Below are 20,193 nucleotides of genomic sequence, written 5' to 3' on the forward strand. Positions count from 1 at the left end.
TGCGCCAGCAAATGGCTGTCCTGATGCTGACCGCGCTCGCCACTGTTGCCGTCGGCTGCACCAGCAGCGTCGCCGGAAAAGCGGTGCCGGCGGACGAGTCTGGCAGGCCGAGCTTAAATCCCGTCGCGGTATCGGCACTGGAGGGGTTGTTGCTCGACCCGGGCCAGATCAACGGCGCGCTGGGGGCGACATCGATGAAGGTGTGGGTCAACGCCAAGGGCATGTGGGACTGGAGCGCCGGCATCAGCGACAAGAACTGCCTGGCCATCGACGGGCCCGCGCAGGAGAGAGTCTATGTCGGCTCCGGGTGGACCGCGATGCGCGGCCAGCGGATCGACGACAGCGTGGACGGCTCCAAGAAGCGCGACCACTACGCCATCCAGGCCGTCGTCGCCTTCGCGTCCGAGCACGACGCCGACGGGTTCTACGACTCCTCGGTGCAGAGTTGGTCGGCGTGCTCGAAGCGTCGTTTTTCCGACGTCACGCAGGGTCAGCCCGACACCGTCTGGACGGTGGCCGGCATCAGCACGGACAACAGCATGCTCAGCACCTCCGAAGTCCAGGAGGGCGGTGACGGCTGGACCTGCCAGCGGGCCCTGACCGCGCGCAACAACATCGTCATCGACGTCGTGACCTGCGCCTACAGCCAGGTGGGGGCGTCGGCAATCGACATCGCTTCCCAGCTCGCGGCGAAGGTTGCTAAGCAGTAGACGATGCACCGGGTACTTCGATGGCCGACCGCCTTGCTTGCCGCGCCGATCGCTTGCGCGTTGACGGCAACGGTCGCGGGCTGTACCAGGGCGGTCGATGGGACGGCATTGGCCGCCCAACCCGTGGTCCACACCCCCGCCAGCTCGGCGGCCCGCCCCGCCCCGCGCGCGATGCCGACCACAGTCCTCGAAGGCCTGCTGATGAGTCAGAACCAGCTCGTCGCCCTGGTCGGGGGGACGAACATGGCCTTGGTCGGCACCGCCACCAGCACCTCGGACTCGTCGAAAATCATCGACGATCGCACCTGCCTGGGGCTCGGTTCGGTGGGAGACGCGACGACCTACGCCAATAGCGGATACGTCGCGATACGCGGCAACCAGTTCAGCACTCCCAACGCGGTGGCGGCCGATGTCACCCAACTGGCGGCGTCGTTCACAGCCCCGGGCGATGCCCAGGCGTTGCTGCAACGCACGATCCAGGATTGGCAGCGATGTGCCCAGCGGCGGTACGGGTTTCACTCTTCGAACGGCAATCACAGCTACTTCTCCACTCACGACTTGCGCGTCAGCGGCTCGCGCATCGAATTGTCGATGCGCCAAGAGGAAGATCCCAGATGGGGCTGCTCGCATGCGATGGCCGTCCAGGACGCCGTCATCGTCGAGGGCCGCGTCTGCCTGCTGAACAAGGACACCGACCCCGCGGTCGACGCCCTACTCGACCAGATCATTGCCAAGATCCCGCAATAAGCTAGGCAGGTGGCGGGTATCGACCTGAACGCTGACCTGGGCGAGGGCTTTGGCGTCTGGCGTCTCGGTGACGACGACGCCATGCTGCAGATCGTCACCAGTGCCAACGTCGCGTGCGGTTTCCATGCGGGCGATCCGGCCAACCTGCTGCGGGTGTGCCGTGGCGCCGCCGAGCGGGGTGTGCGGATCGGCGCGCAGGTGAGCTATCGCGACCTGGCCGGGTTCGGCCGGCGCTTCATCGATGTCGCCGCCGAGGATCTCGTTGCCGACGTGGTGTATCAGATCGGCGCGTTACAGGCGATCGCTCACGCGTCCGGATCGACGGTCTCCTACGTCAAACCCCATGGCGCGCTGTACAACACGATCGTGACCAACCGCGAGCAGGCCGCGGCCGTCGCCGAGGCGGTGCGTTCGGTGGACGCCGCGCTGCCCGTGTTGGGCATCTCGGGTTCGGCGTTCTTCGACGAAGCCGCGCGTCTCGGATTGCAGACGGTGGCCGAGGCGTTCGCCGATCGCGCCTACCGACCCGACGGCCAGCTGGTGTCCCGTCGCGAGCAGGGGGCGGTGCTGCAGGACCCGGCGGCGATCGCGCGGCGCGTGGTGACCATGGTGTCCTCCGGGCAGGTCGCCGCGATCGACGGCACCGAGATTCCGGTGAGCGTGGAATCGGTTTGCGTGCACGGTGATTCGCCCGGCGCGGTGCGGATCGCGACCGCGGTGCGCGATCAGATCCAGGCGGCGGGCATCGACATCAGGGCGTTCTGCTGATGCGGCTGAAGCTCGGACGCCCCGATATCGCGCGGTATTCGGACCGGTTCGACGTGCCTGCCGCCGCGGCCGACGGACTCTCGGTGACCTGGATGGGCGTGGCGACGTTGTTGATCGACGACGGGTCGTCGGCGCTGATGACCGACGGCTATTTCTCGCGCCCCAGCCTGGCGCAGGTCGCGGCCGGCAAGCTGTCGCCGTCCGCGGCACGCGTGGACGGCTGTCTGGCCCGGGCCAAGGTGTCGCGGCTGGCGGCCGTCATCCCGGTGCACACCCACGTCGACCACGTGATGGATTCCGCACTGGTCGCCGACCGCACCGGCGCGCGGCTGGTGGGGGGCGAGTCGGCGGCCAACGTGGGGCGCGGCTATGGCCTGCCGGAGGAGCGCCTCGTGGTCGCGGTTTCAGGCGAACCAATTCGGTTGGGCGCCTTCGATGTAACGCTGGTGAAATCACACCACTGTCCTCCCGACCGGTATCCGGGTGCGATCGACGCCCCACTGGTGCCACCGGTGAAGGTGACGGCGTATCGCTGCGGGGAGGCGTGGTCGACGCTGGTCCACCACCTGCCGTCGGATCACCGGCTGCTGATTCAGGGCAGCGCCGGCTTCGTCAAAGGAGCGCTGGCCGCCCACCGCGCGGACGCCGTCTACCTCAGCGTCGGCCAACTGGGCCTGCAGCCGCGGTCATACCTGCTCGACTACTGGGCGCAGACAGTTCAAGCGGTGGGCGCACGTCGGGTGATCCTCATCCACTGGGATGATTTCTTTCGCCCGTTGTCGAAGCCGTTGCGGGCGTTGCCGTATGCGGGTGACGACTTGGACGTGTCCATCCGCATTCTCGACGAGCTGGCCACGCGCGACGGTGTCGCGCTGCACATGCCGACGGTGTGGCGGCGCGAAAACCCTTGGCTGTGAAGCGGTCCAGACGTTGGCACTGACCGTTTCGCTGCTGTTGCTTGCTATGGTCCTGGGGTTTGCGGTCGTGCGCCCACGAGGCTGGCCGGAGGCGCTGGCCGCGGTTCCCGCCGCCCTGATCGTGGTCGCGATCGGCGCGATCTCGGTCCACCAGGCGGCCCGGCAGGTCGCCGGGTTGTCGGGAGTCGTCGCGTTCCTGGGTGCGGTGCTGGTGTTGGCCAAGCTATGCGACGACGAAGGCCTGTTCGAAGCCGCGGGCGCGGCGATCGCGCGGACACCCCGCGGTTCGCACGGCCTGCTGCGGCACGTGTTCGTCATCGCCGCCAGCATCACCGCCGTCCTGAGTCTGGACGCCACCGTGGTGTTGCTGACCCCGGTGGTGCTGGCCGCGGTGCGCCGGCTGCGAACCCCGGTGCGCCCCTACGCCTACGCGACGGCGCATCTCGCCAACGGGGCTTCGCTGCTGCTGCCGGTGTCCAACCTGACCAACCTGCTGGCGTTTCACACCGCGAACCTCTCTTTCATCGACTTCACCCTGGTGATGGCGCTACCGTGGCTGGCCACCGTCGCCACGCTGTACATGGTCTTCCACCGTTTTTTCGCCCGGGATCTGCACGTTGCCCCCGACCCGGAACAACTCGGGCCGGCGCAGCGGCCCCCGGTGTTCGTCTTGGTGGTCGTGGCGCTGACGCTGGCCGGGTTCGCACTGTCCGAGCCGCTGGGCGTAGCCCCCGCGTGGGTAGCGCTCGCGGGTGCTTCGGTGCTCGCGGTGCGCAGCCTGGGCCGCCGACACACCACTGTGCGCGAAATCCTGTGGTCGGCGCAGGTGTCGTTTCTGGTGTTCGTGCTGGCGCTGGGCGTCGTGGTGCAGGCGGTCACGCTGAACGGGATGGACGCGGTGATGTCCGCCGTGTTGCCGCACGGGTCGGGACTGCCCGCATTGCTTGCCGTCGCCGCGGTGGCCGCCGTGCTGGCCAACATCGTCAACAATCTGCCCGCAACGCTGGTGCTGTTGCCGTTGGCCGCGCCCAGCGGTCCGGTCGCAATCCTGGCGGTGCTGATCGGGGTCAATATCGGGCCCAACCTCACCTACGTCGGTTCACTGTCGAACCTGCTGTGGCGGCGCGTGCTTCGCCAGCACGACGTCGAGGCCGGCGTCGGCGAGTACACCCGACTCGGGCTGTGCACCGTACCGCCGGCCCTGGTGGTGGCGGTGGTCGCACTGTGGGCCTCGGCGCGGCTGCTGGGCCTCTAGGCGGGGTGTGTAGTGCCCCCGTCGTGGTTAGATTCGTTCGCGCCACGAGGCCCGGATCATCGAACATCGGCACGTGGCCGTCACCGGGCAGAACTTGAATGCGGCCTGGGGAAGGCGCTCTCGAGTATTTTTCTCATACTTCTCCACGGGGAGAGTCGTATCCCTTTCCGACCACGCGATGGCGATCGGGCACGGCAGAGGGTGGTCGAATGGCTCGATCTGGCAACTTTCGTCAACGAGGTCGATGATCGCAGGGGAAGTAAGGAAATCGTCACCCATCTTGACGGCCCGTTTTCTCGTCAGGCGGTCGGCGTGGCAAACCGTGTCGTGCAGCACGAGTCAGTGCAAGTGAGCAGAACTCATCACCAGCGGGCTCAGCGATCGTGTGATCCGGGCAATCGTTCTGGCTATCTTGAATTTCTTCAGAAGCTGGGCCTGTAGGCCATCGTCTGCCGTCCAGAACGCCGCGGGCGAGAACGCGCATACGGTTACTGCGCGGCCGCGACGAGCCAACTCGATAGCGATGTATCCGCCCAGTGAGTTGCCCGCGAGATGTGGTCGACCAAGCCCATAGTCGTTGAGGTGCTGCTCGACGGTGTCGACGAACTCCCCAATCCTGACGGGTCGGCTCTTTTCCGCAGGGCCACCAGGGTGGCCCACAGCGTTGGGCGCAGATACTTCGTGATGAGCGCACAGATGGGGAATCACTTCCTGCCAGGCGCTTTCGGCGGTCATTCCGAGCCCGTGTAGCGAGACCGACGCTGGTTTGCTGCAGGAAGATCGCTCGAAAGACATGTGCACTCCCCTCTCACGTATGCGGCTGGAGGTCATTGCCCATCTGTTAGGTGGCGTCGTGGCTGGCCCGTTTGTTGTTGGTCAGGCGCAGGTGCTTATCCGGATCGGGTTCGAGCTCGGCAATGAAGGTCAGGCTGCCGGTGCCCAGACTGGTGCCGCTAGCTGTTCGCATGACGATCTGCACGGGTTGGATCCGGTGGATGGGTCGTGTCGTCGTGTCGTCGGGCAAGACGATGTCGGCGGAATGGGTGACTTCATAGGAATCGATTTCAATGTGCTTGGCACCGCGGTAGACGCCTAGCCCAAGGCCATCTTCGTATCCGCCATAGCCCAGGCCGTGCATGGCTACTGCTGGTCCAACTGCTTCGGCTTCAATGCAGATGGCTTCCCCCGAGGCAGTGGTGAGATCGAAGAGCACGTGCTCGAATCGGCGAGGGCGTCTGTCGTCGACGAACGTGGCATCGAGAGACAGTGTGTCGGCCGATACTGTTGCCCCGGTGGCTTTCTCGATGAGTTCGATCGTGATGTCGCGGCTGTAGTCGAGCCGAGTGATCTGGACGTGCCCGCCATGGGTGTCGGTGGAAAAGAACAGGAATGCAAAAGCGAACCCCGACGGTACTGGTATGGGTCCGGTAAACGGTACGCGAGCAACCCTCACCGCGGATGCATAGGTCCGGGCAGGTGCTCGCCGCGGGCCATGTCACCGTTGAGTGGAATACGATTTTTTAGAAGCTGACCTCGGTGCTGTCCGAGATCCAGCCCGAGAAGCTGGGCATGATCGCATCGGCGCTAGACGGCCGGGGCGCGAAGTTTGGCCAAGCCCTCAGCGACCTGGATCATCTGTTAGCCAAACTCGATCGGAGTCTGCCAAATCTGCGACACGACCCGGAAGCGGCACCGGCGGTGCTCAACGCGTAAGCCGATGCCACACTCGATCTTGTTGCGGCCGAAGGTGACTCGGTGGCGATGAGCCAGACCATCGTGGCCGAGCGCCAAAACCTGGATGCGCTGTTGATCAGCGCCATCGGACTGGCCGATGTCATCAACGACGTGGTGGGCACCGATCAGGTCGAGATCGGCCGCTTACCGGCGTTACTACTTGACGGCAAGGGTGGTTGCACCCAAGAACATATCCACCAGATTGCGGCGGAACGTCGAGTCATCGACCAGCCTGCCACGGCGCTTGCGGGCGGCCCGCAGCGCTGCGGCATGTAGAAAGCTGTTGGTAGCCACCGCAACCCGCTCTCCAACAGTTCTTTACGCCGAGCCACCAATGCCGGTATCTCGCGTTCCAACAGTGCCCGCAACAGACCGTCCTCGTCACCAAAATGGTGCTGCACCGCAGCTGTATTGCTCTGACCGGCCGCCAACCGGATCTCACGCAGACTCACCGCGCCGATCCCACGGTCGGCGAATAACACCAAGGCGGCGTCGAGTAACTTGCGGCGAGCCGGCTCGGCCAACCGGTTACAAAGTTTCAACGCGCTTTCTAAGTGCCAGCAGTCACTTTGTTTCTGAAAGTCGTCACTTTGTTCTATGAGTGCCGTTAGAGTCCCGTCTGTCTTTGATCTGCTTGGGGATTTCGCCGCGGGTGTCCGTTCGCCGGGTAAGGGGTTGTGATGATGGATTTTGCATTGTTGCCGCCGGAGGTCAATTCGGGCTTGATGTATACGGGTCCGGGTTCAGGGCCGATGCTATCGGCCGCGGCGGCCTGGGACGCGGCGGCTGCAGAGCTGGAATCCACGGCGGCAAGCTACTCGAGCACCATCACCGGGCTGGACGGAACCTGGTGGGGGCCCTCAGCGGAAGCGATGACCGGAGCGGCCAACCCCTACATCGAGTGGTTGCAGGCCAGCGCAGTGACCGCGGGGCAGACCGCCACCCAGGCCTATGCCGCGGCCGCCGTGTATGAGGCAGCCTTTGCGGCCACAATCCCGCCGCCGGTGATCGCGGCCAACCGGGCCCGGTTAGCGATGTTAGTGGCCACCAACGTGTTGGGCCAGAACTTCCCGGCGATCGCCGCGACCGAGGCCGAGTATGCGGAGATGTGGGCTCAAGACGCCGCCGCGATGTACGGGTATGCCTCCGCGGCCACCACTGCCAGCACCCTGGCCCCACCCCAGCAGCCGCCACAAACCACCAGCGACACCGCCCAAACCGATCAGGCTCGCGCCCTGACCCAGTCCACCGCCCAAAACACAGGCGCCCGAACCCAATCCGTGGTCCAGCAGCTGAGCACCACCCCACAGCCCATCGACCACCCCGGCACCTACGGCCCCGGCACCTACACCACCGTCGATGGCGGCACCGTGAACATCGGCCCCGCCGGCAGCCTCACCATCGGCGACCTCAACAACTTCGTCGTCGACAGCACCAGCACCCTCAACATCAACGGCACCGCCACCTTCGGCACCGGGACTGTCCTGACCATTGAGGAAGGGAGCACCGTCACCATCGGAACCGGCAGCACCCTCACCGCGGACTCTGGCTTATTGGTCAGCGATGTCTTCGCTCAAGGCGCCACCGTAACCCTGACCAACAGCACCATCACCCTGCTCAACGGCGGCACATTCAGTGTCACCTACAACACTGTCACGATCACCGGCAGCAGCATCACGGCCATCAACGGCAGTGGCTTCGGCGCTGGGGGGACCGGCGGAGCCACGATCACCGACAGTGCGATCACCGTCGGCAACGCCACGGCGGCCGGATACGTAATGGCCGGCAATGACCCACTCGTCATCGCCAACGGAGTCGTCTCGGGCGGCGGTGATGCCGCCTTGGTGCAGCCGTACACCATCGGTCCGGCTGTCACGCCCATCGGTCCCACCGCGGTGCCGGGGGGCGGTTGGGTGAGTGCCTCACCGGGGCTAGCGGGGACCTCCGCGATTCAACCCCAACTCAACGCCGACCTGCTCGGAGAATGGTCTCGCGGTATAACCGGCGCCGACCTAGCCGCCGGCCTCGGCGAAACCGCGGCGGGCTAACGGTCGCGGTCATAGATTTTGGGTTGTTGCCTCCGGAGGTCAACTCGGGGCGCACCGGATCCAACTTTCGCCGCGACCTCGATGCACTCGTCGCCCAAATGGAGGCTAAGCGCCAGCAGAATTGAACCTGGGCCGCGCCGAGCTGGCCCGAGTCAAATGCGATCACTTGGCTGACAGGCCACGCAGCGATCGAGGACCCGCGCCAGCCCGCACCGTGCTCGATGCGGCCACCACGGCACCGGTCAGCTCGACAGTGTGGCCGGCGACCTGGCCCGCAGCGTCGTGCTCTAACCGCGGTGATAGGCCGCCGGCAGCGGCATGCCGAGGTCAGCCATAACCCCGCGCAGTAGCTGGGGATAGTCGGTGATGATGCCGTCGACACCATAGCCGATCTGCTCGCGCATGGCGTCGGCGTCGTTCACCGTCCACGGAATCACCTTGAGCCCCAACGCATGTGCGTGGTCGACATACTGCTTGCCGGTGACCAGCTGGTATCTGGGTGAAATCATGTTCGCCTCCACCATCAGCGCCCCGATCACCGGATCGCCGACGTCCGCCGCGTTGATGCCGGACAGCCACGGCGAATCGGGCACCCAGGTCTCCTCGTTGTACAAGGCCACCAACGGAATCGACGGTTCGGCCCGGTGCACCATCGGGAGGGTTCGCCAATCGAAGCTCTGAATCTCGACGGAAAGGAGTTTGCCCGCCGACCGCACCGCAGCCAGGATCACGTCGACAAACTGTTGCGGTTCGGCCGAGCTGCTCGGGTTGTCGGCCTCGACCTTGGTTTCGATGTTGAAGCGCACACCAGCCTGATATGAGTCGGCGAGCGCGAAGACTTCCGGCAACGTCGGTATCTTGTTGCCCCGCACCACTTCGGCCCTGGGGAACTCGGCAAGCAGGCACCCGCAGTCCAGGGTGTGGATCTGCGCCAGGCTGAGTTCGTGCACCAGCTTGCCGACGTAAGGGTATTGCGGATCGCCGGTGAATGCGGGTGCGGTGTCGACGCACTTTTCCGCGTCGATCGCCGGATCGTGCCACACCAGGGGTTGCGAGTCTTTGGTGAGGACGATGTCGAGTTCCAGTGTGCTGACCCCGAGTTCGAGCGATTTGGCGAAGGCGTGCAGCGATTCCTCAGTCGTTTCACCGCGACCGCCGCGGTGCGCCTGCAGATCGAATCCTGGTGCTTGCGCTCCAGACTCGGGCAGCGGTACCAGCAACATGACAATGCTCAGCACGGCGCCCAGGCGAACGAGCCGGCCGGGCAATCCGGTTAACTCCTGCGCTGACGCGCGATTTCGGCGAGCACCACCCCGGCAGCCACCGAGGCGTTCAGCGATTCGCTGTCGCCGGCCATCGGTATCGACACCACCTCTTCGCAGTTCTGCCGCACTAACCGCGATAGCCCCTTGCCTTCGGATCCGACGACCAGCACTATCGGGTCTGTGCCGTCCAGGTCATCAGCTATGGTCTCACCGTCGGCGTCCAACCCGATCACCCGCACCCCGCGGTCAGCCCAATTCTTCAGTGTCCTGGTGAGATTGGTGGCCCGCGCGACCGGTATGCGGGCCGCGGCACCGGCGCTGGTACGCCAAGCCACCGCCGTTACCGAGGCCGAACGGCGCTGGGGTATCAGGACACCGTGACCACCGAAGGCGGCGACCGAGCGAACGATCGCCCCCAGGTTGCGGGGATCGGAGATGTTGTCCAACGCGACCAACAGCGCGGGCGGTGACTGCAGAGCGGTCGCGAGCACGTCGTCGGGGTGGGCGTAGTTGTACGGCGGCACCTGCAACGCAATGCCCTGGTGCAGATGATTGGTGGTCATCTTGTCCAGGTCGGGGCGCGGAACTTCCAGGATCGCGATGCCTAAATCAGCTGCCCTGCTGACAGATTCGGTAACCCGTTCGTCGGCTTCGATGCCGAGCGCGACGTAGAGCGCCGTCGCGGGCACCCCGGCGCGCAGGCATTCCACCACCGGGTTGCGGCCGAGCACCGTTTCAGTTTCGTCGGTGCGTTTGGCCGGCCGGCGCGGCTGTGTCTGGGTGGCGCGCTTGGCAGCGGGATGGTTGGGGCGCATGTGCGCCGGCGGCGTGGGACCACGGCCTTCCAGCGCACGACGCCGCTGGCCGCCCGAACCTACGGTTGAGCCCTTCTTGGTGCCGGACTTACGTATCGCCCCCTGGCGCCGCGAGTTGCCGGCCACCTACTTGTCCCCTACTTTTCTGGACCGGCCAGCAGTTCCCACTGCGGCCCGTCGGCGGTGTCGGTGACCTCGATGCCGGCATGCTTGAGTCGGTCCCGAATCTCGTCTGCCAGAGCCCAATTGCGTTCCTCGCGGGCCTGCTGCCGACTTTCCAGTTCGGCCTGGACAAGCACATCGACGGCCGCGAGTGCGGCCGAGGTTTCGTCGCGCGATTCCCAGCGTTCGTCGAGCGGGTCGCAGCCCAGGATGCCCATCATCGCGCGGATGGCGCTGGCATTCTGCAGGGCGCCTTCATGATCGCCGGCATCGAGCGCTCGGTTACCCTCGGCGCGAGCGTGGTGGATCTCGGAGAGCGCGATCGGGACCGCGAGGTCGTCGTCGAGCGCCGCGGCGAATCGCGGCGTCCATTCTCCGGGGACGACGAGACCGACCCGAACCCGCACGCGGTGCAGGAATTCCTCAACTCCCACATAGGCTTTCACCGCGTCCTGCAGGGCGGTCTCGGAGAATTCGAGCATCGAACGGTAGTGGGCACTGCCCAGGTAGTAACGCAGTTCCGGCGCCCGGACGCGCTGCAGCATCGCCGGGATGGACAACACGTTGCCCAGCGACTTGCTCATCTTCTCGCCACCCATCGTCACCCAGCCGTTGTGTAGCCAGTAGCGGGCGAACCCATCCCCGGCCGCACGGCTCTGCGCGATCTCGTTTTCGTGATGCGGGAATACCAAATCCATTCCGCCACAATGGATATCGAATTCCGTTCCCAGATATGTGCGGGCCATCGCCGAGCATTCCAGGTGCCAGCCCGGGCGGCCGCGGCCCCACGGAGTCGGCCACGACGGCTCGCCGGGCTTGGCGCCCTTCCACATCGTGAAGTCGCGTTCGTCGCGTTTGCCGGTGGCCGCGCCCTCGCCTTGATGGACGTCGTCGATTTTGTGGCCGGACAGCTGACCGTACTCCGGGTAGCTGAGCACGTCGAAGTAGACGTCGCCGCCGCTGGAGTACGCGTGACCATTTTCGATCAGCCGTTCCATTAATTCGACCATCTGGGTGATGTGCCCGGTGGCTCGTGGTTCCGCCGACGGCGGCAAGACGTCCAGGGCGTCGTAGGCCGCGGTGAACGCGCGCTCGAAGGTGGCCGCCCACTCCCACCACGGCCGGCACGCGGCGGCGGCCTTGTTAAGGATCTTGTCGTCGATGTCGGTGACGTTGCGGACGAACGCGACGTCGTATCCGCGCGCCATCAGCCAGCGGCGCAGGATGTCGAAGGCCACGCCGCTGCGGACGTGCCCGATGTGGGGCTGCCCCTGAACGGTGGCGCCACACAGGTAGATGGAGACGTGCCCCTCGCGCAGCGGCACGAAATCACGCACAGCACCAGCTGCCGTGTCGTGTAGCCGCATGCGGGGGCGATCGGTCACGACGTGCCAGCTTACCTGCTAGTTCAGCTGGGCCGACCGCAGCTCGCGGGGCTATCCGCGCGGGACAACCAGGGCCGTCGCTATCGCGGCCAATCCCTCGCCCCGCCCGGTCAATCCCAGCCCGTCGGTGGTGGTCGCCGAAACCGACACTGGCGCCCGCAGGAGACCCGACAGCACCTGCTGCGCCTCGGCTCGACGCGGCCCGATCTTGGGCCGGTTACCGATCACCTGTACGGCGGCGTTTCCGACCGAAAAGCCGTGCTCCGACGTCAGCACGACGACATGGCGCAGCATGTCGGCGCCGCTGACGCCTTGCCACCGCGGATCGTTGACCCCGAACACGGCACCGATGTCGCCCAGTCCGGCCGCCGACAACACCGCGTCGCACAACGCGTGCGCGGCGACGTCGCCGTCGGAGTGTCCGGAGCAGCCGTCGGCATCGGGAAACAGCAGGCCTACCAACCAGCAGGGCCGTCCGGGCTCGATTGGATGTACGTCGGTGCCCAGACCGACCCGTGGGAGATTCAGCGACTCGGTCACCGGCGCACAATCGATTGCGCCAGCAGCAGATCCAGCTGGGTGGTGATCTTGAAAGCCAGCGGGTCGCCGTCGACCACCTGAACCTGGCCGCCGACGTGCTCGACCAGCGAAGCGTCGTCGGTGACGGCCGCACCGGCGGCGCGCTCGTAGGCGCGCAACAACAGGTCGGTGGCGAACCCCTGCGGCGTCTGCACCGCCCGCAGCCCGGCCCGCTCCGGCGTGCCCAGCACCACGCCGTTGCCATCCACGGCCTTGATGGTGTCATGCAGCGGCAGCGCGGGCACCACCGCGTCGTACCCGGCCCGCAACGTGTCGACCACGCGCACGATCAGCTCCGGCGGCGTCAACGCCCGGGCGGCGTCGTGCACCAGCACGAACCCCGGCTCGCCGGGCAGCGCGGACAACGCCAGATTGACCGACTCGGTGCGCCCGGCACCGCCGGCCACAACGGTGGCCTGGTCGTTTAGGACTTGGTTGGCTTGATCAATGCGATCGGCGGGCACCGCCACGACCACATGATCAACGACCCCCGAATTCAGCAGGCCCGCGACGGCCCATTCCAGCAACGTGCGACCGTCGAGCTCGCAGAACGCTTTCGGAATACCGGCACGCAGCCGTTCCCCCAACCCCGCGGCCGGGACCACTGCGACAACTGTGCCCCCGACCACCAGAGCCAGGGCCTTCAGGAAGCGGCGGCCAGAACCTCGTCGAGGATGGTCTCCGCCTTGGCGTCGTCGGTGCTCTCAGCGAGCGCCAACTCACCGACCAGAATCTGCCGCGCCTTTGCCAGCATGCGCTTTTCGCCGGCGGACAGGCCGCGTTCCTGGTCGCGACGCCACAGATCGCGAACTACCTCTGCCACCTTGTTGACGTCACCGGAGGCAAGCTTTTCGAGATTGGCCTTGTAGCGGCGGGACCAGTTGGTGGGCTCTTCCGTGTGGGGAGCGCGCAGCACCTGGAAGACCTTGTCGAGACCTTCCTGGCCGACAACGTCGCGGACGCCGACGTACTCTGCATTTTCAGCGGGCACTCGAACGGTCAGGTCTCCCTGCGCGACTTTCAAGACGAGATACTCTTTTTGCTCCCCTTTGATGGTGCGGGTTTCGATCGCCTCGACTAACGCAGCACCGTGGTGTGGATAAACAACGGTGTCGCCGACCTTGAAGATCATCTGATTAGAGCCCCTTTCGTCACTTCAGTCTAACACGGCTGTCCAACACACGCGTAGCAACAGTGCAGGTCAGGGGCACAACGCGCGCTGATTAGGGGTTGACAGACCCGAGCAGACGTGCAGTAGAACACACTACCAACGTCGCGGTCCGGGCTGTGGGTGGGCCCACTTTGACCGCTACCGCGCTGGTCTGGCGGTTGGTCTTGCCACCTGCGCTACCGCTGGAACGTCGTTCCTACTACTGTGCATAGTTGCACGGTTGACCCGCCGTCAACGTGCCCAGACTTGCTCTGACCAGCCGGACCGAGCCCAGGAGGCATCGAGTGAACCGCTTCAAGAACAGCCTCGCGGTCGGCCTTCGCGCGCGAGTAGCCCTCGTCGGCCTGGCCGCCCTGGTCGCTGCCGTGCTCACCGGTTGTGGAGCCGGGCAGATCTCGCAAATGGCCACCCAGGAGCCCGCTGTCAACGGCAACAAGGTCACGTTCAACAACGTGGCGCTGCGCGACATCCGCATCCAGGCCGCGCAGACCGGTGACTTCCTGCGCCCGGGTAAAAGTGTGGACCTGGTGCTGGTGGCCGTTAATCAGTCGCCGGACGTCGAGGACCGGCTGCTGGGCATCACCAGTGATATCGGCACCGTGACGGTGACCGGCGACCCGCGCCTGCCCGCCAGCGGAATGTTGTTCATCGGCACGCCGGAAGGCCAGAAGGTGGCACCGGGCCCGCTCAACCCCAACAACGCGGCCAAGGCATCGGTCAACCTGGCCAAGCCCATCACCAACGGCCTCGCCTACAACTTCACGTTCAGCTTCGAGAAGGCCGGGCAGGCCAGCGTCCAGGTGCCGATTTCCGCCGGGATGGCCCCGCCGGAGGCCTGAACGGCCGTGTCACACCGGGGCTTGTCGCCCCTGCCGGATACCGTCATGACGTGGCAAATGCGCGCTCGCAATTCCGTTGCTCGGAATGCCACCACGTCACCGCCAAATGGGTGGGCCGCTGCGGAGAATGCGGAACCTGGGGCACCGTCGACGAGGTGGCCGTGCTCAGCGCGGTGGGCGCCGGGCGGCGTTCGCCGAACACGGCGTCCCGCGCCGTTCCGATCAGCTCCATCGAGCCCAACCTCACCCAGCACCGCGCGACGGGCATCGACGAGCTCGACCGGGTGCTCGGCGGCGGGGTGGTGCCCGGCTCGGTTACGCTGCTGGCCGGTGATCCGGGCGTCGGCAAGTCGACACTGCTCCTCAAGGTCGCCCACCTGTGGGCGACGGCCGGGCGGCGCGCCCTGTACATCTCCGGCGAGGAATCCGCGGGCCAGATCAGGCTGCGCGCCGACCGGATCGGATGCGGTTCCGACGAGGTCTACCTGGCCGCCGAATCCGACGTGCACACGGTGCTCGAACACATTGCGACGGTCAAGCCCGCGCTGGTGATCGTCGACTCGGTGCAAACCATGTCCACCACCGAGTCCGACGGCGTCGCCGGCGGGGTTACCCAGGTGCGCGCCGTGACGGCCGCGCTCACCGCCGCGGCCAAGGCCAACGGCGTGGCGCTGATCCTCGTCGGTCACGTCACCAAGGACGGCGCGATCGCGGGACCGCGCTCACTGGAACACCTCGTCGACGTCGTGCTGCATTTCGAGGGCGACCGCAACGGCGCGCTGCGGATGGTCCGCGGCATCAAGAACCGATTCGGCGGCGCCGACGAAGTCGGGTGTTTTATGTTGCACGACAACGGAATTGAGGGCGTCGCCGACCCGTCCAACCTGTTCTTGGATCAGCGGCCCACCCCGGTCGCCGGCACCGCGATCACGGTCGCACTGGACGGCAAGCGGCCGCTGATCGGGGAAGTCCAGGCGTTGCTGGCCACCCCAAACGCCGGGTCGCCGCGCCGCGCGGTCAGCGGGATCGACCACTCCCGCGCCGCGATGATCACCGCGGTGCTGGAAAAGCACGCCAAGCTGCCGCTTGCCGCCAACGACATCTACCTGTCCACCGTGGGTGGCATGCGGTTGACCGACCCGTCCTCGGACCTCGCCGTCGCGATCGCGCTGGCCTCGGCCTTGGCCGATCTGCCGCTGCCGACCACCGCGGTGATGATCGGCGAGGTCGGACTGGCGGGCGACCTGCGCCGGGTCGGCGGGATGGACCGGCGCCTGGCCGAAGCCGCCCGGCAGGGGTTCACGATCGCACTGATTCCGCCCGGATGCGATGCCCTCCCCCGGGGAGTGCGAGCACTGAGCGCACCGAACATCGGCGCCGCGCTGGAGCACATGATCGACATCGCCGACCACCGCAGCAACGGGCCCTCGCGGATCGAACGACTGGACATTGCCACGCCGCGGGCCCTGGCATAGCAGAATGACAGGCTGTGACGCGTCCGACGCTGCGTGAGACAGTCGCCCGCCTGGCACCGGGCACCGGGCTCCGGGACGGCCTGGAGCGCATTCTGCGCGGCCGTACCGGCGCACTGATCGTGCTCGGCAACGACGAGAACGTCGAGGCCATCTGCGACGGCGGGTTCGCCCTGGATGTGCGGTACGCCCCCACCCGCCTGCGCGAACTGGCCAAGATGGACGGCGCCGTCGTGCTGTCCACCGACGGCAGCCGCATTGTACGGGCCAACGTGCAGCTGGTGCCCGATCCCTCGATACCCACCGATGAGTCCGGCACCCGGCACCGCTCGGCGGAGCGGGCCGCGATCCAGACCGGTCACCCGGTGATCTCGGTCAGCCACTCGATGAACATCGTCACCGTCTACGTCGGCGGGGAGCGCCACGTGCTGGCCGATTCCGCGACCATCCTGTCGCGTGCCAACCAGGCCATCGCGACCCTGGAGCGCTACAAGACCCGGCTCGACGAGGTCAGCAGGCTATTGTCCCGGGCCGAGATCGAAGACTTCGTCACGCTGCGCGACGTGATGACCGTGGTGCAGCGACTCGAGCTGGTGCGTCGGATCGGGCTGGTGATCGACTATGACGTCGTCGAACTGGGCACCGACGGGCGCCAGCTGCGACTGCAGCTCGAGGAGCTGCTGGGCGGCAACGACATCGCCCGGGAGTTGATCGTGCGCGACTACCACGCCAGCCCCGAGCCGTTATCCGATGCGCAGATGACCGCCACGCTCGACGAGCTGGACGCGTTGTCGGACGCCGAACTGCTCGAAATCACGGTGCTGGCAAAGGTTTTCGGGTATCCGACGACGACGGAGGCACAGGATTCGGCGCTCAGCGCGCGGGGCTACCAAGCGATGGCCGGTATTCCGAGGCTGCAGTTCGCGCACGTGGATCTGCTGGTTCGAACGTTCGGAACGCTGCAGGGCGTGTTGGCCGCCAGTGCCAACGACCTGCAATCGGTCGAGGGCATCGGCGCGATGTGGGCCCGCCATGTGCGGGAAGGGCTGTCACAGCTGGCGGAATCGACGATCGCCGACCCGCTCAACTAAGTGACGAGCTAACCCGCGGGCGAAGGACCGGGAGCGACCCCGGGCGGCGCCTCGGGCTGCGGCACCGCCGGCTGACCGGGCACCGGGCCCGGCGGCGGTGGCGGCTGGTTCAGGATGAACGGAACCGCGAGCGAGCGCAGATTGCCCAGCTGAACGACGAGGTTGTAGGTGCCCGGACCGATCGCGGGCCGCGGCAGCGGGCAGTGTGGCGAGGACCCCATCCCGGTCCAAGTCACCGCGGTGGTCACCTGTTCGCCCGGCGTGAAGGTCTTGACCAGGGTCTCGTTGGACGGCGCGCAGTCCAGGTTGGACCAGAGCCGCTTGTTGTCCAGTGAGTAGACGTAGGCGGCCAGGACGGCGGCCCCGACGTCGCGCTTGCAGGCCACGAGCCCGATATTGGTGACGACCATCGTGAATTTCGGCTGGTCACCGATGAAGTACTGGGGAGCGTTCGTCAGGCCTTTGACGGCCAGCGTCGAGTCGGGGCAGTCATCGCCCTCCTTCAGCACCGGCGGCGGCAGCACCGCGGCGGTCGGCGTCGGAGATTCCGGGTTTTGCCCCTGTTGCGGCGGCGCCAGCGGGGTGACGCCTTCCTGCCCCGGCGGCGGTGCCTGTGGCGGGGGCGCTGCCGGTGTGTTTTGAGCCGAGCCGGCCTTGTTGACGTTGGCGGGTTTCGCCCCCGCGCTGCTGCCCATAAAGGCGATAACAATGGCGACGGCTATGCCGATCACGACGACCGCGATGCCCAGGGCCAGCCCCCTGCGCCGCCAATAGATCTCCGTGGGTAGCGGGCCACGCGGTTCCAGATCCAGCACGATCACACCGTAAGCCCAGGTCACGCCGATTTGTTAGATCCGACTCGGCGTGTCGCGATGTTAGCTGGACGACCACCGTGTTAGAGGCCGTGCTATTCGCCGATGTCGCCGATGTGGTCGACCAACGCCGCCCGCCCGTCGGCGAGGTGATAGGTGACCCCGGCAAGTCCCAGCGTGCCCTCGGACACCCGCTCCGAAATGGCAGTAGACCGCGCCAGCAGCTGTGCCAACGTCTCTTTCACATGCCGGTCCTCGAACTCGTCGACACGACTGAGGCCGTCGCGCCGGCCCAGCAGGATCGATGATGCGACTCGTTCCACCACGTCCCGCACGAAACCGGCTGGTATCGCGCCATCATCGAGCGCGCCAATGGCGGCCTGGACGGCACCGCAGCTGTTATGGCCGAGGACCACGATGAGTGGGACGTCGAGCACCGTCACCGCGTACTCGATGGAGCCCAGCACCGCGGTATCGATGGCTTGGCCGGCGGTGCGCACCACGAACACGTCACCCAGGCCCTGATCGAAGATCAGCTCGGCCGCCACCCGGCTGTCCGCACAGCCGAATATGACCGCGGTCGGCTTCTGGCCGGCCGCCAGGCTCGCGCGATGCGCGACGCTCTGGCTGGGATGGGCGGGCTGGCCGGCAACGAATCGCTCGTTACCCTCTTTGAGTGCTTTCCATGCGGTTATCGGACTGGTGTTGGGCATGGTACATATTCTGGCGTGCTGCGGGCACCAATGCCTAGCCAAGTGCAAATCCCGGCAAATGAACTTCTGGAGTGGTACGAGCGCTCGCGCCGCGATCTGCCCTGGCGGGAGCCCGGTGTGGACGCATGGCAGATTCTGGTCAGCGAGTTCATGCTGCAACAGACGCCGGTGGCCCGGGTGCTGCCGATCTGGACCGAATGGGTGCGACGCTGGCCCACCCCGTCGGCGACCGCCGCGGCCAGCGCGGCCGACGTGCTCCGGGCCTGGGGCAAGCTGGGCTACCCGAGGCGGGCAAAACGGTTGCACGAGTGCGCGATCGTCATCGCGCGTGATCACAACGACGTCGTCCCCGATGACGTCGAAATCCTGTTGGGGCTGCCGGGTATCGGCAGTTACACCGCCCGGGCCGTGGCGTGCTTCGCCTACCGCAAGCGAGTACCGGTGGTCGACACCAATGTTCGACGCGTAGTGGCCCGCGCCGTGCACGGCCTCGCCGATGCCGGTAACCCGTCCGCGACCCGCGATCACGCCGACGTCGCGGCACTGCTACCGAAAGACCACACGGCGCCTCAATTTTCGGTGGCACTGATGGAATTGGGAGCCATGGTGTGCACCGCTCGGGCACCCCGCTGCGGAATATGCCCACTCGACCAGTGCGCGTGGCGGCAGGCCGGCTTTCCCCCGGCGCGAGGGCCGGCCCGCCGCGTTCAGACCTACGCCGGAACGGATCGGCAGGTCCGCGGCCTGTTGCTGGATGTCCTGCGCGGCAACGATTCTCCGGTCACCAGGGCCGATCTTGATGTGGCGTGGCTGACGGATACCGCGCAACGTGACCGGGCGTTGTATTCGCTGCTGGCCGACGGCCTGGTGACGCAGACACGCGACGGCCGGTTCGGGCTAGCCGGCGAGGAATAGCTCAACCGCTTGACGGTATACCTCTGGCGCTTCGTCGTGGATCAAGTGACCAGCTTCGGGGATCGCCAAATATGTTGTCGGAGAGTTAGTTTTCGTCATCGCCTGCATCTGGCCCGGCGGAGTGACGGAGTTGCCGGCCTCGAGCAGCAGTGCCGGGGCCCGGACCGCCAGCCAGTGCGCCCAGTAGTCCCGGGTGCCCCATTCGGCGGCGATCTCTATCCACCGCGAGGTGTGACCGTGTAACCGCCAACCGGAGTCGGTGCGGTCGAAGGCATCCAGGAAATACTGGCCGGCAACGGGCCCGAATTCGTTGAATACCCGCTCGGCAGTGTCGAATTCGACCGGAAGTGCGTGCAACCACGGCTCCCATGGCCCCGTGGTGCGGCCCCGGAAGTCCGGCGCCATGTCCTCGAGCACCAGCGCCGAAACCAGCTCGGGGCGCTCGGCGGCCAGACACCAGGAGTGCAGGGCACCCATCGAATGCCCGACCAGCCGTACCGGTGCGCCCAACGTGGCTATCGCGTCGGCGAGATCAGCCACGAAGCGTTCGGTGCTGATCGGGTACGGATCCTCGACGTCGCGGCCGCGATGCCACGGCGCATCGTAGGTGTAAACGGTGCCCAACCGGGTCAGCCACGGCAGCTGACGCGACCAGGTGGTGCCCCGGCCCATCAGGCCGTGGACCAATATCAACGGCTCGCCTTGCCCGCCCCGGCAGGTCAACAAATCGGTGGGCATGGGACCATCTTGCGTGTCCCGCCCAGGAGCATCACCGGTCAGGGGTCGGGGTAGCCT

23 protein-coding genes and 1 pseudogene are annotated in these 20,193 nt (G+C 66.4%); 12 read left to right on the plus strand and 12 right to left on the minus strand.

Features of this window, described 5'->3' with window-relative positions; genetic code table 11:
- Positions 1-11: 11 nt before the first annotated feature.
- From OK015_RS27655 to OK015_RS27675, 5 genes are read left to right on the plus strand one after another with little or no spacing between them, the layout of a single operon-like run.
- Positions 12-710, plus strand: a complete 699-nt coding sequence (locus OK015_RS27655) for a sensor domain-containing protein (RefSeq protein ID WP_268133158.1) — start codon at positions 12-14, stop codon at positions 708-710.
- A gap of 3 nt (positions 711-713) precedes the next feature.
- Positions 714-1,457: a sensor domain-containing protein gene (locus OK015_RS27660; RefSeq protein WP_268128038.1), complete on the plus strand. Its 744-nt coding sequence runs from the start codon at positions 714-716 to the stop codon at positions 1,455-1,457.
- A 9-nt stretch (positions 1,458-1,466) separates the two neighbouring features.
- Positions 1,467-2,225 (plus strand): LamB/YcsF family protein, encoded by a 759-nt coding sequence (locus OK015_RS27665; protein WP_268128040.1) that lies wholly within the window; start codon positions 1,467-1,469, stop codon positions 2,223-2,225.
- The gene (locus tag OK015_RS27670) at positions 2,225-3,142 is read left to right on the plus strand and encodes an MBL fold metallo-hydrolase (protein WP_268128042.1); all 918 of its coding nucleotides are present in this window, start codon (positions 2,225-2,227) and stop codon (positions 3,140-3,142) included. The genes OK015_RS27665 and OK015_RS27670 overlap by 1 nt, the downstream gene beginning before the upstream one ends.
- Positions 3,143-3,155: 13 nt before the next feature.
- Positions 3,156-4,397: an SLC13 family permease gene (locus OK015_RS27675; RefSeq protein WP_268128044.1), complete on the plus strand. Its 1,242-nt coding sequence runs from the start codon at positions 3,156-3,158 to the stop codon at positions 4,395-4,397.
- Positions 4,398-4,736: 339 nt separating this feature from the next.
- Here OK015_RS27675 and OK015_RS27680 read toward each other — a convergent pair whose 3' ends face one another.
- Entirely contained in the window at positions 4,737-5,132 is a 396-nt protein-coding gene (locus OK015_RS27680) for an alpha/beta fold hydrolase (protein ID WP_268128045.1), read from the minus strand.
- A 106-nt stretch (positions 5,133-5,238) separates the two neighbouring features.
- Complete coding sequence (locus OK015_RS27685) at positions 5,239-5,850, minus strand: hypothetical protein (RefSeq protein ID WP_268128046.1); 612 nt, start codon at positions 5,848-5,850, stop codon at positions 5,239-5,241.
- Between the two features lie 83 nt (positions 5,851-5,933).
- Here OK015_RS27685 and OK015_RS27690 point away from each other — a divergent pair, with 83 nt between their 5' ends.
- Both OK015_RS27690 and OK015_RS27695 read left to right on the plus strand, forming a co-directional pair.
- Positions 5,934-6,110: an MCE family protein gene (locus OK015_RS27690; protein WP_268128048.1), complete on the plus strand. Its 177-nt coding sequence runs from the start codon at positions 5,934-5,936 to the stop codon at positions 6,108-6,110.
- 48 nt (positions 6,111-6,158) lie between these two features.
- Positions 6,159-6,407: a hypothetical protein gene (locus OK015_RS27695; protein ID WP_268133183.1), complete on the plus strand. Its 249-nt coding sequence runs from the start codon at positions 6,159-6,161 to the stop codon at positions 6,405-6,407.
- A gap of 140 nt (positions 6,408-6,547) precedes the next feature.
- Here OK015_RS27695 and OK015_RS29140 read toward each other — a convergent pair.
- Positions 6,548-6,613: pseudogene (locus tag OK015_RS29140) on the minus strand (hypothetical protein); the annotation flags it as partial.
- Positions 6,614-6,811: 198 nt separating this feature from the next.
- On the opposite strand from OK015_RS29140, the gene OK015_RS27700 reads away from it, so the two are divergent.
- Positions 6,812-8,179, plus strand: coding sequence for a PPE family protein (locus tag OK015_RS27700; protein ID WP_442791175.1), 1,368 nt, complete (start codon positions 6,812-6,814; stop codon positions 8,177-8,179).
- A 287-nt stretch (positions 8,180-8,466) separates the two neighbouring features.
- On the opposite strand, the gene OK015_RS27705 is transcribed toward OK015_RS27700, so the two are convergent.
- The 6 genes from OK015_RS27705 to carD are packed head-to-tail and all read right to left on the minus strand — an operon-like array spanning position 8,467 to position 13,517.
- Positions 8,467-9,402 carry a glycerophosphodiester phosphodiesterase gene (locus OK015_RS27705; protein WP_268133162.1) on the minus strand — a complete coding sequence of 312 codons (936 nt, stop codon included), beginning with the start codon at positions 9,400-9,402 and terminating at the stop codon, positions 8,467-8,469.
- 50 nt (positions 9,403-9,452) lie between these two features.
- On the minus strand, positions 9,453-10,385 hold the full coding sequence (gene rlmB, locus OK015_RS27710) for a 23S rRNA (guanosine(2251)-2'-O)-methyltransferase RlmB (protein ID WP_268128049.1): 933 nt from the start codon (positions 10,383-10,385) through the stop codon (positions 9,453-9,455).
- A gap of 11 nt (positions 10,386-10,396) precedes the next feature.
- On the minus strand, positions 10,397-11,806 hold the full coding sequence (gene cysS, locus OK015_RS27715) for a cysteine--tRNA ligase (protein WP_268128051.1): 1,410 nt from the start codon (positions 11,804-11,806) through the stop codon (positions 10,397-10,399).
- A 51-nt stretch (positions 11,807-11,857) separates the two neighbouring features.
- Entirely contained in the window at positions 11,858-12,334 is a 477-nt protein-coding gene (gene ispF / locus OK015_RS27720; protein ID WP_268133164.1) for a 2-C-methyl-D-erythritol 2,4-cyclodiphosphate synthase, read from the minus strand.
- An 8-nt stretch (positions 12,335-12,342) separates the two neighbouring features.
- Complete coding sequence (gene ispD, locus OK015_RS27725) at positions 12,343-13,014, minus strand: 2-C-methyl-D-erythritol 4-phosphate cytidylyltransferase (RefSeq protein WP_268128052.1); 672 nt, start codon at positions 13,012-13,014, stop codon at positions 12,343-12,345.
- Between the two features lie 14 nt (positions 13,015-13,028).
- Entirely contained in the window at positions 13,029-13,517 is a 489-nt protein-coding gene (gene carD, locus OK015_RS27730; protein WP_003419482.1) for an RNA polymerase-binding transcription factor CarD, read from the minus strand.
- A gap of 323 nt (positions 13,518-13,840) precedes the next feature.
- On the opposite strand from carD, the gene OK015_RS27735 reads away from it, so the two are divergent.
- From OK015_RS27735 to disA, 3 genes are read left to right on the plus strand one after another with little or no spacing between them, the layout of a single operon-like run.
- Complete coding sequence (locus OK015_RS27735; RefSeq protein ID WP_442791176.1) at positions 13,841-14,395, plus strand: hypothetical protein; 555 nt, start codon at positions 13,841-13,843, stop codon at positions 14,393-14,395.
- 50 nt (positions 14,396-14,445) lie between these two features.
- A complete protein-coding gene (gene radA, locus OK015_RS27740) occupies positions 14,446-15,870 on the plus strand; it encodes a DNA repair protein RadA (protein ID WP_268128053.1) in 1,425 nt (474 codons plus the stop codon).
- Positions 15,871-15,884: 14 nt separating this feature from the next.
- Positions 15,885-16,958, plus strand: coding sequence for a DNA integrity scanning diadenylate cyclase DisA (disA, locus tag OK015_RS27745; protein ID WP_268128054.1), 1,074 nt, complete (start codon positions 15,885-15,887; stop codon positions 16,956-16,958).
- An 8-nt stretch (positions 16,959-16,966) separates the two neighbouring features.
- On the opposite strand, the gene OK015_RS27750 is transcribed toward disA, so the two are convergent.
- On the minus strand, positions 16,967-17,773 hold the full coding sequence (locus tag OK015_RS27750; protein ID WP_268133166.1) for a hypothetical protein: 807 nt from the start codon (positions 17,771-17,773) through the stop codon (positions 16,967-16,969).
- 92 nt (positions 17,774-17,865) lie between these two features.
- Positions 17,866-18,483, minus strand: coding sequence for a carbonic anhydrase (locus OK015_RS27755; RefSeq protein WP_268128055.1), 618 nt, complete (start codon positions 18,481-18,483; stop codon positions 17,866-17,868).
- Positions 18,484-18,513: 30 nt separating this feature from the next.
- Here OK015_RS27755 and OK015_RS27760 point away from each other — a divergent pair, with 30 nt between their 5' ends.
- A complete protein-coding gene (locus tag OK015_RS27760; RefSeq protein WP_442791177.1) occupies positions 18,514-19,398 on the plus strand; it encodes an A/G-specific adenine glycosylase in 885 nt (294 codons plus the stop codon).
- Here the strand turns inward: OK015_RS27760 and OK015_RS27765 are convergent.
- Positions 19,381-20,136 (minus strand): alpha/beta fold hydrolase, encoded by a 756-nt coding sequence (locus tag OK015_RS27765; protein ID WP_268128059.1) that lies wholly within the window; start codon positions 20,134-20,136, stop codon positions 19,381-19,383. The two genes, OK015_RS27760 and OK015_RS27765, sit on opposite strands and share 18 nt — an antisense overlap.
- Positions 20,137-20,193 lie beyond the last annotated feature (57 nt).

Origin of the sequence: Mycobacterium sp. Aquia_216 (assembly GCF_026723865.1) — a bacterium.
Lineage (GTDB): Bacteria > Actinomycetota > Actinomycetes > Mycobacteriales > Mycobacteriaceae > Mycobacterium.

Coding starts and splice junctions, on each gene's coding strand:
- OK015_RS27655 (WP_268133158.1), top strand. CDS start 12: ATGGCTGTCCTGATGCTGACCGCGCTCGCCACTGTTGCCGTCGGCTGC.
- OK015_RS27660 (WP_268128038.1), top strand. CDS start 714: ATGCACCGGGTACTTCGATGGCCGACCGCCTTGCTTGCCGCGCCGATC.
- OK015_RS27670 (WP_268128042.1), top strand. CDS start 2,225: ATGCGGCTGAAGCTCGGACGCCCCGATATCGCGCGGTATTCGGACCGG.
- OK015_RS27680 (WP_268128045.1), bottom strand. CDS start 5,132: ATGACCGCCGAAAGCGCCTGGCAGGAAGTGATTCCCCATCTGTGCGCT.
- OK015_RS27695 (WP_268133183.1), top strand. CDS start 6,159: ATGAGCCAGACCATCGTGGCCGAGCGCCAAAACCTGGATGCGCTGTTG.
- OK015_RS27700 (WP_442791175.1), top strand. CDS start 6,812: ATGATGGATTTTGCATTGTTGCCGCCGGAGGTCAATTCGGGCTTGATG.
- OK015_RS27705 (WP_268133162.1), bottom strand. CDS start 9,402: ATGTTGCTGGTACCGCTGCCCGAGTCTGGAGCGCAAGCACCAGGATTC.
- carD (WP_003419482.1), bottom strand. CDS start 13,517: ATGATCTTCAAGGTCGGCGACACCGTTGTTTATCCACACCACGGTGCT.
- OK015_RS27755 (WP_268128055.1), bottom strand. CDS start 18,483: ATGCCCAACACCAGTCCGATAACCGCATGGAAAGCACTCAAAGAGGGT.
- OK015_RS27760 (WP_442791177.1), top strand. CDS start 18,514: ATGCCTAGCCAAGTGCAAATCCCGGCAAATGAACTTCTGGAGTGGTAC.
- OK015_RS27765 (WP_268128059.1), bottom strand. CDS start 20,136: ATGCCCACCGATTTGTTGACCTGCCGGGGCGGGCAAGGCGAGCCGTTG.